General features: G+C 41.1%; 13 protein-coding genes and 1 pseudogene. 4 read left to right on the top strand and 10 right to left on the bottom strand.

Features of this window, described 5'->3' with window-relative positions:
* Positions 1-31 precede the first annotated feature (31 nt).
* The 4 genes from NOS7107_RS26975 to NOS7107_RS26990 all read right to left on the bottom strand — a co-directional run bounded on the left by NOS7107_RS26975 (position 32) and on the right by NOS7107_RS26990 (position 4,682).
* Positions 32-1,423 carry a cytochrome P450 gene (locus tag NOS7107_RS26975; protein WP_015116083.1) on the bottom strand — a complete coding sequence of 464 codons (1,392 nt, stop codon included), beginning with the start codon at positions 1,421-1,423 and terminating at the stop codon, positions 32-34.
* Between the two features lie 174 nt (positions 1,424-1,597).
* Positions 1,598-2,305 carry a DevA family ABC transporter ATP-binding protein gene (locus tag NOS7107_RS26980; RefSeq protein ID WP_015116084.1) on the bottom strand — a complete coding sequence of 236 codons (708 nt, stop codon included), beginning with the start codon at positions 2,303-2,305 and terminating at the stop codon, positions 1,598-1,600.
* Positions 2,306-2,370: 65 nt separating this feature from the next.
* Entirely contained in the window at positions 2,371-3,546 is a 1,176-nt protein-coding gene (gene devC / locus NOS7107_RS26985) for an ABC transporter permease DevC (protein ID WP_015116085.1), read from the bottom strand.
* The gene (locus NOS7107_RS26990; RefSeq protein ID WP_253274570.1) at positions 3,543-4,682 is read right to left on the bottom strand and encodes an ABC exporter membrane fusion protein; all 1,140 of its coding nucleotides are present in this window, start codon (positions 4,680-4,682) and stop codon (positions 3,543-3,545) included. Before NOS7107_RS26990 ends, devC begins: the two co-directional genes overlap by 4 nt.
* 330 nt (positions 4,683-5,012) lie before the next feature.
* On the opposite strand from NOS7107_RS26990, the gene NOS7107_RS26995 reads away from it, so the two are divergent.
* Complete coding sequence (locus NOS7107_RS26995) at positions 5,013-5,615, top strand: TetR/AcrR family transcriptional regulator (RefSeq protein WP_015116087.1); 603 nt, start codon at positions 5,013-5,015, stop codon at positions 5,613-5,615.
* A gap of 106 nt (positions 5,616-5,721) precedes the next feature.
* Complete coding sequence (gene purH / locus NOS7107_RS27000; RefSeq protein ID WP_015116088.1) at positions 5,722-7,266, top strand: bifunctional phosphoribosylaminoimidazolecarboxamide formyltransferase/IMP cyclohydrolase; 1,545 nt, start codon at positions 5,722-5,724, stop codon at positions 7,264-7,266.
* 237 nt (positions 7,267-7,503) lie between these two features.
* Here purH and NOS7107_RS27005 read toward each other — a convergent pair whose 3' ends face one another.
* The 6 genes and pseudogenes from NOS7107_RS27005 to NOS7107_RS27025 all read right to left on the bottom strand — a co-directional run bounded on the left by NOS7107_RS27005 (position 7,504) and on the right by NOS7107_RS27025 (position 16,011).
* On the bottom strand, positions 7,504-11,016 hold the full coding sequence (locus NOS7107_RS27005; RefSeq protein ID WP_015116089.1) for a PAS domain S-box protein: 3,513 nt from the start codon (positions 11,014-11,016) through the stop codon (positions 7,504-7,506).
* Positions 11,017-11,455: 439 nt separating this feature from the next.
* A pseudogene (locus NOS7107_RS28915) lies at positions 11,456-11,599 on the bottom strand (DUF3891 domain-containing protein); the annotation flags it as partial.
* Positions 11,600-11,809: 210 nt separating this feature from the next.
* Entirely contained in the window at positions 11,810-12,505 is a 696-nt protein-coding gene (locus NOS7107_RS27010) for a manganese catalase family protein (RefSeq protein WP_015116090.1), read from the bottom strand.
* Positions 12,506-12,773: 268 nt separating this feature from the next.
* Positions 12,774-13,046, bottom strand: coding sequence for a GlsB/YeaQ/YmgE family stress response membrane protein (locus NOS7107_RS27015; protein WP_015116091.1), 273 nt, complete (start codon positions 13,044-13,046; stop codon positions 12,774-12,776).
* A 462-nt stretch (positions 13,047-13,508) separates the two neighbouring features.
* A complete protein-coding gene (gene hemN / locus NOS7107_RS27020) occupies positions 13,509-14,891 on the bottom strand; it encodes an oxygen-independent coproporphyrinogen III oxidase (protein WP_015116092.1) in 1,383 nt (460 codons plus the stop codon).
* Between the two features lie 403 nt (positions 14,892-15,294).
* Positions 15,295-16,011, bottom strand: coding sequence for a heme oxygenase (biliverdin-producing) (locus tag NOS7107_RS27025; RefSeq protein ID WP_015116093.1), 717 nt, complete (start codon positions 16,009-16,011; stop codon positions 15,295-15,297).
* Between the two features lie 471 nt (positions 16,012-16,482).
* Between NOS7107_RS27025 and acsF the strand changes: the two genes are divergently transcribed.
* Together acsF and NOS7107_RS28920 are read left to right on the top strand one after the other, a co-directional pair.
* Positions 16,483-17,559 carry a magnesium-protoporphyrin IX monomethyl ester (oxidative) cyclase gene (gene acsF, locus NOS7107_RS27030; RefSeq protein ID WP_015116094.1) on the top strand — a complete coding sequence of 359 codons (1,077 nt, stop codon included), beginning with the start codon at positions 16,483-16,485 and terminating at the stop codon, positions 17,557-17,559.
* Between the two features lie 15 nt (positions 17,560-17,574).
* Positions 17,575-17,733, top strand: a complete 159-nt coding sequence (locus tag NOS7107_RS28920; RefSeq protein ID WP_157374166.1) for a hypothetical protein — start codon at positions 17,575-17,577, stop codon at positions 17,731-17,733.
* The last annotated feature ends 100 nt before the right edge of the window (positions 17,734-17,833 follow it).

The raw sequence follows: 17,833 nt of genomic DNA on the forward strand, positions 1-17,833 counted from the left end.
GAGGAAATCGGCAACAATGTTTTTGCCTGTACTAAACAATGTTTGCACCAGACACTGGTTTTTTCCCATCTTCAGCAGCGTTCAACTTAATTTTTTTGATTTCCACCTTCAGTCCATTTTCTGGACGTAACGTAATTGAAGGCTGGGGAACAATTGGGTATCCTGGCACTAAATCTATTTGGAAATTTTGAGCAATAGTCGCTAATAACAAAGCCGCTTCCATCTGAGCGAAACCTTTACCAATACAAATTCTTGGCCCATCACCAAAAGGAATATACACTCCTTTGGGGAGTTGTTTTTCTAACTCTTCTGTCCAGCGTTCTGGTTGAAAAACTTCGGAGTTCTCAAAATATTTGGGATGACGGTGCATTACCCATTGGCTAATCATGATTGATGTACCTTGGGGAATTTCGTAATCACCAATCTGCGTATCTACTGCGGCTTCCCGTCCCATCAGAGAGACAGGAGGATATAAGCGCATTGATTCTTTGATTACTTGCTGTGTATAAACCAGCTTTCCTAGATCTTCGAGAGTTGGTGACTTTCCTTGCAGGACTTGATCAAGTTCTGATTGTAATTTTTCCCGCACTTGGGGATTTTGTGATAAAAGCATCCACGTCCAAGATAAAGTATTGGCGGTAGTTTCATGTCCTGCCAACATTAAGGTAGCGACTTCATCCCGCAGCAATTTATCATCCATTTGCTGACCGGTTTGTTCGTCCTTCGCTTCCATTAACATTGTCAACAAATCATTAGTTTTTTCTTTACTATTGCGACGTGCTTGGATTAGTTTGTAGATAGCTTCATCCATTTGGGCAATCGCCTGACGATAATTGATATTTTCTGGTCGAGGAAACCACTCCCACACCAGAAAATTCTGCTTCCGCTTACTCTCAAACCAGTTCATTGCTACATCCAGTGCATGAGCAACCACCTTTGCTTCTCCAGCATCCACCTCAGCACTAAATATGCACTTCATCACAATTTCTAACGTCAAACCCATCATATCTGCATGAATATCATGGGTTTCACCATCACCCCAAGTTTGCAACATTTGGTTGGTGTAATCCACCATGATTTGGCTATATACATTAATCCGCTTTTGGTGAAATACTGGTTGTGCAAGGCGACGCTGCCAAAACCAAGATTCGCCTTCTGCTGTTAATAAGCCTTCTCCTAAGAGAGTTTTTAAACTACGTAAGCCGCGGCTTTTAATAAAATCGGTGCGATTTTTGAGAACTTCTTCTATATATTCAGGGTTAGTAACTAAACAAGCAGATGTTAACCCTAACTGCAAGGGAACAATATCACCATAATCACGACAACGGCTGAGAAACCCTAACGGATCTTGCCCCAGTTGCTGGAGATGACCAACAATAGAATTAACTGGCGGTGCTGATAACTCAAATACATCTTTAGGCATAGGAATAACCCTTGAGGTTTGTATCTCCTCAAGAAGATTAGTTCACTATTAATATAAAAATCTTCAATATACAGAGGGATTTAAGTATGTCTGTAGAAATAAAAATCTGGTCATTCGATTGATTGAAATCTCAAATGCCTTATCTTCTTTGCGCCTCTGCATCAAACAATTAATTTATGAAGCCAAACTGACAACAGAGTTATTAGTTAATTTGCCATCTTCCATATAGACAATGCGATCGGCAATATCCAGAATTCGATTATCATGAGTTACAAGTAAGATAGTACAGCCTTGTTCTTTAGCTAATGTCTGCATCAAATTGACAACATCTCGTCCAGATTTACTATCTAAAGCCGCCGTGGGTTCGTCAGCTAGAACGATTTGCGGATTGTTGACTAAAGCTCGCGCGATCGCCACCCGTTGTTTTTGTCCCCCAGATAAATCATCAGGATAATAATTTAGGCGATGACCCAAGCCAACTAAGTCCAGCATTTGTGCCGAACGTTCTAGCATCTGTTTGACTGACAAATTATTATGTAGTTCCAACGCCATTCTGACGTTTTGGATAGCGGTTAAACTATTGTGCAAATTATGTGCTTGAAATATATAGCCATTGTGTCTGCGTGCTAAGGTCAATTCTGCGGCATTAGCACCACAAAGTTCTTGTTTTAAAACTTGCAAACTCCCCCCAACTTGAGCCGATCGCAATCCCCCAATTAAGGTGAGTAAGGTAGTTTTACCAGAACCCGAAGGCCCTGTCATAATCACAATTTCACCAGTATTTATTTCTAAGGTAACATCAAACAAAACTTGTTTTTGTAATTGACCTTTACCAAAATAATGGTTGAGATTCTGAATAGAAATTACAGGTTCGTTAACCATAATATTAAATAGCCGTCAAGAATTGGGTACACAAAGATTGATAAAAATGACACTCAGCACTTTTCTTAAAACATATCAGCCGGGTCAGCAGATTGCAGTTTACGAGTTGCGATCGCTCCCGAAATTCCACACATAATAATCGTTAAAATCAACACCGTCGTTGCTCTAGAAAGGTTCATGGCAATGGGTAAGGCAGTGGCAGTGGCAGCTAATTGATAAAGTCCGATTGGTAAAATCAAACCGGGGAGAAAGCCTAAAAAAGCCAAAATAATTGCTTCTTCAAAAACTACCGTGAGTAAATATTGATTACGATATCCCATTGCTTTAAAGGTGGCATATTCTTTGAGATGACTGTTAACATCTGTTGAAAGTACCTGATAAACAATCACCACACCTACAACAAATGCCATCCCTGTTCCCAAGCCAAAAATAAATCCAATGGGACTTTCTTTTTGCCAGTAACTTTCTTCAAAGGTGATATATTCTTGATGTGTAAAAACTCTCACATCATTGGGAAGATAAGCGGCTAATTCCTTAGCTACTTGCTGGGAATCATATCCAGGTTTGAGCTTAATTAATCCTAAGTTGACACTGGCTGCTTCTCGGCGCGGGAAAAAATGCAAGAAGGTTTGGTCACTACCAATTAAAATTCCATCAGCGCCAAAAGATGCGCCTAATGTAAATAAGCCACTAATAGTAACAGTGCGGCGCTCGATTTCTGTAGTGACAGTTTTTCCTTGTTCAACTTGGGCGATCGCTTGTTGATAATTTCCTCTAGAATTGCGATCAAACAAAACTCTATCTGGAATTTTGACTTTATCTAATTGCTGATTCACTTCCGGTAAGTTCAAAGCAGGTTGTTCTGGAGAAAAACCGATCACCTGCATGGATGTATCTTTGCGCGTTTCTGGATGTTTCCAAGTAATTGTGTTGGAATAAAACGCTTGGGTGATTTGAACTCCGGGAATATCTTTGGCTTGATATAAACGTCTGCGGGCAAATGTCCCTAAATTTTGCGTATTTCGCGCTTGGGGACTGACTAAGACAATATCTGCATTTAAGCTGCGGCTGAGTTTTGTATTGCTATCGTACAACGCACTTTGAAAACCCATCTGCATAAACATCAGCACATCAGCAAAAGCAATCCCTGATAATGCGACGAGAAGCCGACCTTTTTCTTTGCTTAGTTGCAGCCATCCCAAAGGTGTCCGTCGTTGAAATTGCTCGATAAATGCAATCATTGTTCGATTTCGGCTGTAATTTGCAAGTTGGTAAATTTAGCGGCTTTTTTACTGGATGCAGCATCTAAGGCGATATGCACTTCTATTACCCGGCCATCAATATTGGTGCTAGGGTCAGTGTTGACAACATTTTGCCGTTTAACTTGGGAATCAATACGTTCTACTTTTCCGAGTAGTTCACCGGGGATAGAATCACTGCTGACACGCACTTTTTGTCCCAGTTTGACTTTACTAATGTCGCTTTGATAAACTTCGGCAACTGCATACATCTGCTGAGTCTGACCAATTTCTACAATCCCATCAGTCCCAACCACTTCGCCCGCGTGGGTATGAATTTCGAGAATTTCCCCATTCATTGGCGATCGCACATAAGCTTGATCAAGTTCGGCCTTGGCTTGTTTAATCGCCGCAACAGCCCGATCAATCTCTGCTTGGTTTTGTTTGACATCCACCGGACGGACTTCAGCAATGCGCTCTAAATTAGCTTTGGCTTGATTGAGTTGTGCTGGACTAGTTGATTGAATCCGTTCTAATATTGCTTGTGCTTCTTGTAAACTCTTTTGTGCGGTATCTAAAGCTAACTGTCTGCTATCTCGATCAGCCGCGGAAATTGCACCCTGTTCATACAACGATTGATAGCGGTTGTATTGTTTGAGGGCATTTGTTTGCTCTGAGGTTAACCGCGCGACGGTTGCAGCTTGAGCATCAATATCACCTAAGCGCTGTGCTTCCAGACGCGCGATTTCTGCACGTTGAGCGTTGATTTCGCCGGTTTTTGCCCCGGCTTTGGTAATCGCCATTTTAGCTTGGGCAACTTTCACATCTTCCTGCGCTTGCTGATAGGCTGCAAACAGGCGATCACGACTATCCAAAATTGCAATCACTTGTCCTATCTTGACGCGATCGCCTTGTTTCACTAGTAATTGGTCTACCCGATTGCCGTTATTTGCGGTCGGTGCTGACAACTTAATGATTTCTCCTTGAGGTTCTAACCGCCCCAAGGCCGTCACTGTGGTAATTTGCGGTGAACTGATGGCGGCGTTTTGATTCTCTATCTGTGGCTTTGATGCTGATTGGAACAGTAGATAAGCAGAAACCCCACCCACAACAATCAGCGCCGTCGCCCCTAACCCCATCCATTGACGAACTGTAGCTGAAGAAGCTTTGGCTGGTAAGTTTTGCAGCATTTTGCAAACCCCTAATTTCTTGATGTCACTTGGTAAAACTAAACTGTTTTGTTTCGTCTATATAGAAACTAAACTAAACTGTTTCGTCTTGTCAAGGGTATACTGGAAATTAGGTGAATTACTAAAAAACTCACGCAGAAAAACACTCTGTTAAAACTGGGTGTAGGGGTGTATAAAGGTGTAAGATTTTTGCTCATCTACAAACCCTGTATAACCCTAGATTGTTATCACTGCGTTAGTCCTATCAGGTATTCGCTAGTTTGTTTGTACCCTTGAAGCATGAAATCCAAAAGTGTTGAGCGCGATTTATCTCCAGAAAAGACGAAGGCTATTTTAGATGGAGCAATGCAAGAGTTTTTAGAAAACGGCTATGCTGCTGCCAGAATTGATAAAATTGCCGTAGCGGCAGGTGTTTCTAAAGCGACAATTTATCGGCGCTTTCCTGACAAAGAGACTTTATTTATCGAACTGGTACAGCAATTGGCTTGCGAAAAAGAGCTTTTTAATCCAAATCATCTGCTATCGGCTCAAGGTGATGTAGCTTCATTCTTAAAATCCTTTGCCAATATGATGCTCACCCATGTTGCAGATGATCCCCAAAGCTTGACATTCTTGCGGATTATTATCGGTGAATCAGGACGCTTTCCCCAATTAGCACGAGCCTTTGTGCAGAACATTGAAAAACCAATGCTGCAAGCCATGACACATTATCTAGGCTCTCACCCAGAATTAGAACTCCCAGACCCAGAAGTTGCAGCGCGAGCCTTTATGGGAACACTGATTCATTTTGTTCTACTGCGAGATGTGTTGCACAGTGGTGATATTGTACCCATTGAGCGCGATCGCCTGGTTGATCAGCTAGTCAAACTAATTATTAAATAAACACTACAACAGCTAATGAAATTTTTCTCTTAATCACCCATCAAGGCTTGAAGTGAAGCAAGGGTTGTGTGAAAATTGGGGTCTTTGGCATCTGAGGAATTGAGACATGGCGCGTCTAGCACTGCTGAGTGTATCTAATAAAACTGGTTTAATTGACCTAGCCCGTAGCTTGGTGGAAGAATTTGGCTTTGATATCATCAGCAGTGGGGGAACAGCCAAAGCCCTCAAGGATGCGGGAATACCTGTCACCAAGGTTTCTGATTACACAGGTTCACCAGAGATTTTAGGTGGACGGGTGAAAACGCTACATCCGCGCATTCATGGCGGGATTTTGGCTAGGCGGGATGTCGCTAGTGATTTGACAGATTTAGAAAATAACCAAATTCGCCCGATTGATTTGGTGGTGGTGAATTTATATCCGTTTGAGTCTACGATCGCTAAACCAGGGGTGACTTTGGCGGAAGCTGTGGAACAAATTGATATTGGTGGCCCGGCAATGTTAAGAGCATCGTCAAAGAACTTTGCTCATTTGACGGTATTATGTGACCCAGCGCAGTATGATGAATATCTGCAAGAGCTACGGCAAAATAACGGAGTAGCTTCCTTAGAATTTCGCCAACAAGCAGCTTTGAAAGGATTTTTACACACAGCGAGTTATGATAGCGCGATAGCGCAAGCGCTGACTTGTCAGTTCGCCTCCTATCTCGCAGGTACACAACAACATACTCTAAGCGGTACTGAGTTACAATCTCTGCGTTATGGCGAGAACCCCCATCAACCCGCCGCCTGGTATCAAACTGGTGCTACGCCCACAGGATGGGCAGCAGCGAAGAAATTACAAGGCAAAGAACTCAGTTACAATAACTTGGTTGACTTAGAAGCCGCCCGACGAATTATTGCCGAGTTTACCGACACGCCAGCCGCGACAATTATTAAACATACCAATCCCTGCGGTACGGCGTTGGGAGATACTATTGTGGAGGCGTATCAAAAGGCGTTTAATGCAGATTCAACTTCGGCGTTTGGCGGAATTGTCGCCCTCAACCGCCCGATTGATGCAGCGACAGCCAGCGAGTTAACTAAGACATTTTTAGAATGTGTAGTTGCGCCTGACTGTGATGCAGAAGCGCAAAAAATTCTCTCAAAGAAAACCAATGTGCGGGTTTTGACATTAGCAGATTTAAGTAATGGCCCGAAAACTTTAGTCAAACAAATTGCTGGCGGTTTCTTAGTGCAAGCTGCGGATGATATTTTAGCTGATACAAGTAAATGGCAAGTGGTGACAGAACGCCAGCCTACAGCCGATGAATTAGGAGAATTGCTGTTTGCTTGGAAAGTCTGCAAACACGTTAAATCTAATGCCATTGTAGTCACAAGCGATCGCACTACTCTTGGTGTTGGTGCTGGGCAAATGAACCGCGTTGGTTCCGCAAAAATTGCTCTAGAACAAGCTGGTGACAAAGCTAAAGGCGCAATTCTCGCCAGTGATGGATTTTTCCCCTTTGATGATACTATCAGAGCCGCCGCCGCCGCTGGGATTACCGCAATTGTCCAACCAGGGGGCAGTTTGCGCGACCAAGATTCCATCAAAGCGGCTAATGAATTAGGTTTGGTGATGGTGTTGACAGGAGTACGTCACTTCTTACATTAATTGCGACTCATTCACAAATTTTGACTTTTAACTTTTGACTTTTGATTTTCCGCCTACACCCAGCCCCAACCAAAAATCTTGGGTGCTAATTGAATCCAGATAGTGCAGTTGTAAAACTGTCACTAATAACACTTGCCCTTATCTAACCATAGTGTTATTCTCTAGTTGTGTGAGGAGCAAGTTGAAATTAAAAAGCGTCTGGGGTGGAAACACGGCAACACTCCCAGACGTTTTTTATTATTTATCATTCTTGCTCATACGCATAAGATTAGCTATTACAGCTGCTAATTCTGCGGGTTCGATTGGTTTGGTAAGATGTCGCTGAAAACCTGCGGAAATAATCTTTTGAGAGTTAGCTTCGCCAGCAAAAGCAGTTAAAGCGATCGCAGGTAATATACTGGCTGAAGTTGTACTTCTTACCTGCTCAATCAGCATATAACCATCCATTGTCGGCATACCAATATCACTTAACAGTAAATCTGGTTGAGTTTGAGCGATCGCTTTTAGTGCGTCCTGGGCTGAGTTTACTGCTTGGACTGTAGCCCCATACTGTTCGAGGATAAAAGTTAGTAAATTCAAAGTATCAACATCATCATCCACGATGACTATTTGGACACCTTGAAGATTTGGCGCATTTTCAATTAAAGGATATTCGATCAATATTTCCGTAGTCGCAGCCATTAAAGGTAAATGCACTGTAAATGTTGCACCTAGATTTTCTCCGGGACTTGTGACTTGCACAGAACCACCGTGGAGTTCTACCAGATGACGCACAATTGCTAATCCTAGTCCTAGTCCACCAAACTTTCTAGTTGTGACTTCATCGGCTTGGCGGAAACGGTCAAAAACGAATGGGAGAAACTCTGCACTAATACCTTTACCTGTATCAGTCACTTGAATTTGGGCAAAATTCCCAACTTTTTCTAGGCGTAATTCTACCCGACCGCCCTCTGGTGTAAACTTAACCGCATTTGTGAGTAGGTTCCAAATAATTTGCTGTAAGCGGTTGGGGTCGCCTTCAACTTTGACCTTACCAATAGCAAACTCAGTGTGCAGGTGAATCGATTTGGTTTCAGCAGCTAGACGTACAGTTTCTAATGCAGATTCAATGGTAGTTACTAAGTCAACTGCACAGATATTTAAACTGAGTTTACCCCGCAAAATCCGCGAAACATCTAGTAAATCCTCGATTAACCGCGCTTGCAATTTGGCGTTGCGTTCAATGGTTTCTAGAGCTTGGGTTGTCTTAGCTGCATCTAATCTGCGACTCTTGAGTAGTTTTGCCCAACCGAGAATCGGATTAAGTGGCGATCGCAATTCATGAGAGACAATTGCTAAAAAGTCGTCTTTCATCCGGTTGGCTCTTTCAAGTTCTATCCGGGCTGCGCGTTCTCTTTCTAAAGCCTGCGCCCGTTCTCTTTCGGCTTGCTTGAGTTCGGTTAAATCTAGAATAAAGCAAACCCATCTAAATGGACTGCGGGTTAATAGCGTCGCACCTAATAAAATAGGTACACGGGAGCCGTCTTTACGGATATATTCTTTCTCAAACGGAGTACAAACACCAGATACAAATACTTCTTCTACCTTGGCTTGATCCAGTTGATTATATTCTGGTGGAGTCATCTTTTGCCAACCCAAGTTACCTGCTAATATATCTGCCTGGGTGTAACCGAGCATCTGTAAAAAAGCATCATTAGCAAAGGTAATTTTGTCAGGTTCGGCTTCAATAATACCGATAATGCTTGATTCTAGTAGCTGTCGCAGTCGAGACTCACTTTGTCGTAGTGCTGCTTCGGCTTGCTTGCGATCGCTAATATCAACGTTAACTCCTACCATTCGTAAAGGTTTACCTTCGCGATCGTAGTAAACTTTAGCTCTGGCATGAAGCCAATGAATGCTTCCATTAGGCCAAACTACCCTAAAGTCAGTGAAAAACTCACCTGTTTTTAAAGAATTGGCTATGTATGTATCTGCTATGGCTACATCGTCAGGATGAACCAAGTTTTTCCAGTCTTCGTAAGTTCCACCAAACTCACTTGGTTGTAAACCATAAATTGCCTCTAATTCTTTTGACCAAATATTCACGTTAGTTAGGATATTCCACTCGAAGCTGCCAATCTTACCTACGGTCTGAGCTAAATCCAGCCATTCTTGCTTTTGTCGTAATACTTCTTCGGCTTGCTTGCGCTCAGTTATATCTATAAAGGCTCCAATTACACCCCTGACAGTACCGGAATAATCGCGCAAAGGTACAGCTTTGCCATAAAGAAATTGCACATCATCTTCACCAAAAACAAATTCAAATTCTCCTTCAACTTCTTGACCAGTCAGGCCAGCTTGCTGCATTGGTAATTCGTTGGGAGGAACATCTTGACCATTTTTTTGAATTTTAAATGGGAAAGTATAATCTCCACTGACTGGAGTTGCTGTCATGATTGAGCCTGGTTGTAGGCGCATCAATTTATAAGCACTACGGTTGACTGTCATCTGATTACATTGGGGATCGTGAGCAATCCAAACTGCTGCGGGTACAGTTTCCATGATGGTTTCTAGTTCTTCCGCCCGTGCTTTGGCTAGTGCTTCACTTTGGCGCAGTTTTTCTTCGGCTTGCTTGCGTTCTGTAATGTCTACATTGACAGCTACTGCATGAATAATGACTCCGGTTTCATCTCGGATCGGTACAACAGAATTGAGAATGGTTTTGCGCTGACCATCAAAGCTTTCAATATCAATTTCTTCACCAATAATTGTCTCCCCTGTAGCTAAAACCCTGGCGAGTGTCCATTCTTCTGCGGCAATTGGTTGGCCTGTATCAGCCCGCCATCCTTTATACTCATGGTATTGACTGGTATTGTCCAAAAATGGCGCGTTTTCGCCCCAAATCGCTTTAATTGCGGGATTAATTTCGATAAATTTGCCCTTAGCATCAGAGATGACTACACCTACAGGTAGAATATCTAGCATGGCACGCAGCAGTTGACTTTCTCTGTCGCGGTTTGCTTGTTCTTCAGCCAGAATCGTCTCGGAATGCTTACGCTCCGTAATATCCGTGAGCATAGCAACCATACCAGCGAATTTTCCCTGCTCATTCAAAATGGAGCTAAGAGAAACAATTACCCAAAGTTCCGCTGCGTCTTGGCGGCGTAAACCCACTTCCAATTGTTGTTTACTTTCTTGATGGTGTTGCTGATTTTGCTCTAGCCATTGCTGAATTTCGATTTGAGTCTCATGTTCCATAAAATCGAAAATCGTGCGATCGCGCATCTGCTCTGCACTATAACCAAGCATTTGGGCTAATTGAGAATTGACATATTCTGTTTGTCCGTCTTGGTCAAATATCCAGATACCTTCGTAGGCTGTCTCCAATAGACTGCGATAGCTCACAGTGAGCTTTGCCAGCTTGGCCTCAGACTTTTGTTTCGCAATATGCAATTCTGAATTTAAAGAACTAATTAATAGAGATATCAAGCTAAAAACAATTAGCTGGAGTGCATCAGTCCAGGTATCGGGTATCAGGGAGTAGATGGGCGGAATGAAGAAGTAGTTATTGACTAAAACCGCCAAGACTGTAGCTAATAACCCAGGCGCTAATCCCCCATACCAGCTGCTCAAAACTACAGCCGCAAAAAAAAGTGGCGAGACCTCTAGTTTTAACAGGCTATCCAGCATTAAGCCTAGTAGCAGCGCGATTAACACGGACAAAACAGAAACATAGTAACGCTGCAAATAGGAGCGCTGGATTTTTGACATACTGCATTAATCCTTGGCAGTAATATGTCTTAAAGACATAAAATTTTGGTTATGGTGGGCAACCACCCTGGGTTATATTTTATCTAAATATCTAAATTGAATGCTTTTCAGCCCAATAAAGTAAGTTTTATATCAAGTGTTACATAATATACTTGCCATTTTAAAAAACAAGTGATAGGTTCTAGTTGTGTGTGAGGAGCAAGTTAAAACTAGAAAGCACCAAGAGTGGAAACAAGGCAACACTCTTAGGTGCTTTTTAATTCAGGTATAGATTATATCATGCTTTGTGCAACGAGTAAAACTGTCACACAACGGATTTACTAATTCAAAAAACAAATGCTACTTTATATTTGTGTGTGAGGAGCAAGTTGAAAAGAAAGAGCGCATGGGGTGGAAACACGGCAACACTCCCAAGCGCTTTTTCATTTTTCTGGATGTTTTAACCGATAACAAAATTCCACACCAGTAACTTGATGGGAGCTTCCTGGAGTGCTTGGATTAATTGAAGTGGACTTTCAAATTTGACTTGAGATAAGCCGGAAGCTTCGACATTGACTGTAAATTTTTCATCTTCAAACGGCCAGCACATCGTGCAACTTTATTTATTTTGACAATAATAGGACTTACGCAAAACACCTCTTAAACTCTCATTTCTCCGTGACCTCTGCGTCTCTGTGGTTCGATTTTCCGTAGCCTGTACGTAAGTCCTGAATAAATTGAGCCAGGGAAGCAACTCCAACTGACTCAAGTCATAATTATTGAGATTGAATCAGGAATTAAGAGGAGAGAAAAGTTAGTTAGTTTTGCTTTCTAGAGGGTTAGCAATGTATTTAAAAGCAGGTTCAGAATTCCAAGGGCCTCGCTCATCGTGACCATTGCCATTACTTGACAGATTATAGTAAATGTTCACCGTTTCATCAGGTTGAATATTACCAAAAAATGGATCTGTCAATTTACCCAGTGAATCAAGCGCCTTCATAAACATTTGGGTATGAGAAATTTCTCGCGTTAGTAGATGCACCAAGGTATTTTTTGTCCCTTGATCTGTTGCTAATTTAATTAGCTCTTCGTAAGTTTGGCGAGCGCCAGCTTCAGCTGCGACATTGGCTCTTAAATCACGCACTACATCTCCGCCTTCGTTAATGTAATTAGCTGTCCAAGCATTACCTTGGCTATCTAAAAAGTGAGGGCCAATACCACGAACAGCAAACAGAGTACTTTTATAAACCTCTGTTTGATCTGTATTTTTAGTGTGAGACTCAATAAGTTTACCAACCATCTCTAAATGCCCGAATTCTTCAATGGCAATATCTTGCAACATATCTCGAATTCCAGCATTTTCTACATGAAAAGATTGCACCCAATATTGGAGAGCAGCAGTTAGTTCTCCGGTTGCACCGCCAAATTGCTCAAGAAGTAACTGAGCAAACCGAGGATTGGGTTCACTAATGTTTACAGAATGGATTGGCTCTTTTTTATGAAAAAACATGCAATGCCTCTTTGATTATTTCAACAAAAAATAGTGGGCAACAAATAAATCTATTGCTGTGGAAGTTTATATTTTTTACTGCTCTTCTAGATAATTTTGGATACTGCCAGTAATATGATTAGTGTGTTGTTTATGGAAAAACTAACTTTCTACAGTAGGTACATTATGGTCTCAATTAATGAGTCACCATGCTTAATGCTTGTAAAGAGTGTTATTGGAAGAATTACCAAATACACTCTAGATTTAATAATGGGCTTCGCACAGCAATTTACGCATTACTGCTTCTTCGCAGCAGTCCCCACAAGTAAATAGCAATTATTGCACCAATGACTGCAATAAATAAACCGGGTAGACTAAAACTTGTGGCTGTCAACTGCAAAGTACCCGTTTGCAACAAAGTATATAAACTTCCACCAAGAAAAGCACCAACAATACCTAAAATCATTGTGGAAAGAATTCCACCACCTTGATAACCAGGGTAAATGGCTTTGGCGATCGCACCAGCTAAAAGACCTAATATTATCCAAGCAATAATATTCATAACGACCTCAAAATCTCATCTGTAACCAGATTAACAACATTGACTTCTGGGCGTTTCTGCCAGATGAGGTAACTTTTCAAGTCAAAAGATAGATAGGAGTTGATCTACAAATTTATAGATAAAAATATCTAGATATATGCAGCATCAGTATTTTGATTAAAAATTACTGAGTAGTCAGGTAAAAATTTACTATTTTTTTCATAATTCAAATATGATTCCTATATATGCAGAGAATCTAAAATAGTGCTGTTTTATTTTTAGGACTTACACAGTGATACCAAAATCAAAGGTTTAGCAAAGTGTTGAATGCTGAGTATAAGTGCAGCCGTTATTAAGGCTTGGAGCAATCAACAATTTTCTAACATATTGGATTGAAGCTATACAGATGGGACTGAAATAATAGTACGCCAAACCCTGACACCCTGACTGCTGAATTTTTCCGGAAATCATGACAAGTATATGTTAAATTGCACGCGAAAATTGTTTATCTTGTTTTTGATTATGAGCATCAAAAACAACAGCAATATTTCTCACCAATAACCTGCCGATGTCGGTAATTTGAATGTGATGGGCAGATAATTTAATCAGTCCATCTGCGGCTAATGGTTGTAATGCTTCTAGTTCTTGGGAGAAATATTGATCAAAGTTGATGTGATACTTCTCAGCAATATCTTGTTTGTACAACTGAAAGTGCGACATAATGCACATGATTACATCTCGGCGGATAATATCATCTTGAGTTAGTTTGATACCTTTACTAACAGGCAAGACATGGTTAGCAACTGCCTGATAATAATCTTTTAATTGCTTATGGTTTTGGACGTAGGCATCGTTTAACATACTGATAGAAGTGGCACCAAAACCAAACAAATCTGTGCCAGCATGAGTAGTATAACCTTGAAAGTTGCGTTGGAGGGTGCGATTTCGTTGGGCGATCGCTAATTCATCGTTAGGTTTAGCAAAGTGATCCATCCCAATAAATAAATACTCGCTATTGGTTAATTCCTCAATGGTCATTTCCAAAATTTCTAACTTTTCTTGGGGTTTTGGTAAAGCCTCTGGAGGTATATTTTTTTGTGCTGGTTTTAACCAAGGGACATAAGCAAAGTTAAACACCACAATTCGGTCAGGATCTAATGCAACTGTCTTTTTGATTGTCTCTCGAAATGTCTGGAGAGTTTGATAAGGTAAACCATAAATTAAATCCACATTTACACTGTCAAACTTGGCTGCTTTAATCCAGTCCATGACATTGAATAATAATTCTTCTGGCTGAATGCGGTTGACAGCTACTTGAACTTCATTGTTAAAGTCTTGGATACCAAAACTAACGCGATTAAATCCGAGTTCCCGCAGAAAGAAAATATACTCTTTATCCACGTAACGGGGACTAATTTCAATGGAAATTTCGGCTTGGGGGTCAAAATCAAAGTGTTGTGTAATCTTCTTCCAGAGAAATTCTACTTGTTCCAAGTCTAAATAGTTGGGTGTACCACCACCCCAGTGCATTTGCAATACCTTTCTATCGGGAGAAATCAAGTTAGACATATTCTTGATTTCTTGAGCTAAATGTTCTAGATAAGGTTTGGCAATATTCTTGTTGTTGGAAATTACTGTATTACAGCCACAGAAATAACAAGCACTTTGGCAAAAAGGAATGTGGAAATAAAATGATAGCGGAGATTGTCTTTGATTGGAAGCGGCGATCGCACTGTGAAAATCAGCCGTTGTAAATGCTTCGCTTAACTCTGTCGCTGGTGGATAACTGGTGTATCTTGGTGCTGCTGTGTCGTACTTTTTGATCAAATCCAAATCAAATTTGACACCAGGTGATATGAATACCATCAAAACCTCCAATGTATTGGTTAGGCTGTCTTTTCAAACTCTCAAATCACAACGAGTCTGAAAACCAGTCTGAGTAGTTGGTTGTATAGCAATCTGATTTAATTGCTGAATTACTTGTAGGGATGGGGAATGGGAAATAAAGGCTACCTAAGCTTTGCAAAAATCAAATAGCAGTCCTGTATCGTTATGAGAAGTGGCAACTTGTTGATTTCGTTCACAGCCAACAAATTGCCCATAAATTTTCTATGTGCTAATGCAAAGCAGCGGAAATATTCATGCTGAGTAAGATATTCTTACCCTGCACCTCTACTCCCTATTCTTTTCGTCTAGCTGCTGTCTAGTTTAGATATCAGTTGCGGTGCATGATGTGTTGACTCCAACCAAACAGCCAATTTCTCAAAAATTAATTAGTGGCGGCTGCTTCAGTGCTGCCTGGGTTATGAGAACCAGTCAGGTTATTAAATAGTACTTGACCGATCGCTCTAATTAAACTACCTTCTAGTTCTTCAGCCATTTGCATATTCAAACTAAAGGCATGATTGGCTTCAGCCACAATTTTCTCGGCTGTGACATCATCCACAGGTACAGCGTTTAACCCATCCCGGTATTTGTCTTTAAAGGCTTTTTTGTCGGGAATTTGGTCAAAGTTATAAAAAGATGTTCCTTCGTAGCCAGACAGCTTCAGGGTTGACTGGGCAATTTTTTGTAACATCTGACCACCTGACAGGTCGCCCATGTAGCGGGTGTAGGCATGACCGATTAATAATGCAGGTGCAGATGCAGATAATTGTTGAATGCGGGCGATGTATTTTTTGGCATTGTTGGAAGGTGTGATTAAACTTCGCCAGTCGTTGCCATAGTAAAATACCATGTCTGTTTCTAAAGCTGCCCGGCGATTCAGTTCAGGAAAGTACATCCCACCAATTACCGGATTGTTTTGGTGACTGGCTAAGGCTGTTTCTAGTTCGGTGTAAACAAAATACAAGTTACCAAGAAACTTTGCAAAGCAGTCTTTATCGACAACACCTTTGAGAAAACATTTCATGAATCCGACATTTTCTGCTGCTGTGTGCGCTTTTTGCGTACCAGAACGCAGTTTGACAGCTAAATTACTACTCATTTTTGGTTCCTTTATCACCGACTTACATTAATGGAGGGATTAGGGGTTAGAGGCTAGTATTCTGACTCAGCACCCAGCGCCTTAAAAAGAATTCACGTCAGAGATAGAGAATTGTTATTCTAGATGTAGAGGGGAAAAGCATCGGCATCACTTCAACCAGCAAATACCACTGCCGATACTGTTCAGAGGGATTTTTGTTCTCCCAAAATCATTTAACTATCAATACTTGTATAACTATACAGCTATTAATATTTCTTTATATTCCTACATGTTTGGCAAAAATAAAGATGTTGCATTGCTACATCTCTGGAAAGCGGCAAAATCAACCAAAAAACAGGTGCTATAACCCTGATAAACCTCAGCATTAAGGTTATCTCGTGAAATCTGCTTTTCAATAATTTAACTGATGTGGAACTATAGCGTTTTATGTTTATATAACTATTAAAAGATAAAATAATATCAAGGAGTCTCATGGTCGATTCAGTGGCAACTCCAGAGCCTCAATTGCTGAAGCCGGGTATTAAAGCACCTGTTGCAGAAACATTATTAACACCTAGGTTTTACACCACTGACTTTGATGCAGTGGCGAAATTGGACATATCGGCTAATGAGGCAGAAATCCGGGCGATTGTTGATGAACTGCGTGCAGACTATAACCGCCATCACTTTGTGCGGGATGATGAATTTAAACAATCATGGGATCACATTACAGGTGAAAAACGCCGCACCTTTATTGACTTTTTAGAACGCTCTTGTACCTCAGAATTTTCTGGGTTTCTCTTATTTAAAGAATTATCGCGCCGCCTGAAAAAAAATAACCCGCTGTTATCAGAAGCCTTTGAATATATGGCTAGAGATGAAGCTCGCCATGCAGGATTCCTCAACAAATCAATGGCAGATTTAAAACTTTCTCTAGACTTAAACTTTTTAACTAAATCCCGTACATATACTTTCTTCCCGCCAGAGTGGATTATTTACACAGTTTACCTATCGGAGAAGATTGGTTACTGGCGTTATATCTTAGTTAATCAGCACATGCAGGAGCATCCAGAATACCAATTTTATCCACTGTTCCGCAAATTTGAGAGTTGGTGTCAAGACGAAAATCGACATGGGGATTTCTTTAAAGCATTGCTGCGATCGCAAACCAAACTCTGGAAAAGTTGGACAGCGAAATTGTGGGTGCGGTTCTTTTTGCTGACTGTGTTTGCTACCCATACAATGACAGTATTTGAACGAGCCTCATTTTACGAAGCAATTGGGATTCATCCCCGTAAATACAACAACCGAGTTATTCAAGAAACAAATAACACTTCTGCACGCGCATTTCCCCTCATCCTCAATACAAATCACCCAGAATTTTTCTGGCGCTTAGAACAGTGTTCTGAGAATAACTTGAAAATCGCTGCGATTAACAAAAGTAATCAACCAAGTTTGGTTAAATTATTCCAAAGAATACCGCCAATTATCGCCATTGTTTGGAATATGTTGCAGCTATATCTCATCAAGCCAATTGATACAGAAAGCACACGCGGCACAGTTCTTTAGTCTATTCAAATAATTTTGGATTTGAGATGTGCGATCGCCACCCCTGAGCGATCGCATAACGCACCGCTAGATATCTGGCGGTGCGTTAGCACTGATTTTCGGCAACATCATTTTCATGGCAGAGTGATAAGTATTTCGTTTACAGATGCAGTTTTAGACTATGCCATCCCATGAAGGATTTTTGCAGCATCTAGTACACACAAATATTCCTGCAACTATTTTGCGTAATCATCAACATACTATCTGTAACTGTAGTACAAGTAATTTATACATA

This window comes from Nostoc sp. PCC 7107 (assembly GCF_000316625.1).
Taxonomy (GTDB): Bacteria; Cyanobacteriota; Cyanobacteriia; order Cyanobacteriales; family Nostocaceae; genus Nostoc_B.

What these genes read in the sequence shown, in the direction of transcription:
- hemN (WP_015116092.1), bottom strand. Translation starts at nt 14,891, where the DNA reads ATGGTATTCATATCACCTGGTGTCAAATTTGATTTGGATTTGATCAAA.
- NOS7107_RS27025 (WP_015116093.1), bottom strand. Translation starts at nt 16,011, where the DNA reads ATGAGTAGTAATTTAGCTGTCAAACTGCGTTCTGGTACGCAAAAAGCG.
- NOS7107_RS27010 (WP_015116090.1), bottom strand. Translation starts at nt 12,505, where the DNA reads ATGTTTTTTCATAAAAAAGAGCCAATCCATTCTGTAAACATTAGTGAA.
- NOS7107_RS27005 (WP_015116089.1), bottom strand. Translation starts at nt 11,016, where the DNA reads ATGTCAAAAATCCAGCGCTCCTATTTGCAGCGTTACTATGTTTCTGTT.
- NOS7107_RS27015 (WP_015116091.1), bottom strand. Translation starts at nt 13,046, where the DNA reads ATGAATATTATTGCTTGGATAATATTAGGTCTTTTAGCTGGTGCGATC.
- NOS7107_RS26995 (WP_015116087.1), top strand. Translation starts at nt 5,013, where the DNA reads ATGAAATCCAAAAGTGTTGAGCGCGATTTATCTCCAGAAAAGACGAAG.
- NOS7107_RS26990 (WP_253274570.1), bottom strand. Translation starts at nt 4,682, where the DNA reads ATGGGGTTAGGGGCGACGGCGCTGATTGTTGTGGGTGGGGTTTCTGCT.
- NOS7107_RS26975 (WP_015116083.1), bottom strand. Translation starts at nt 1,423, where the DNA reads ATGCCTAAAGATGTATTTGAGTTATCAGCACCGCCAGTTAATTCTATT.
- devC (WP_015116085.1), bottom strand. Translation starts at nt 3,546, where the DNA reads ATGATTGCATTTATCGAGCAATTTCAACGACGGACACCTTTGGGATGG.
- purH (WP_015116088.1), top strand. Translation starts at nt 5,722, where the DNA reads ATGGCGCGTCTAGCACTGCTGAGTGTATCTAATAAAACTGGTTTAATT.
- acsF (WP_015116094.1), top strand. Translation starts at nt 16,483, where the DNA reads ATGGTCGATTCAGTGGCAACTCCAGAGCCTCAATTGCTGAAGCCGGGT.
- NOS7107_RS26980 (WP_015116084.1), bottom strand. Translation starts at nt 2,305, where the DNA reads ATGGTTAACGAACCTGTAATTTCTATTCAGAATCTCAACCATTATTTT.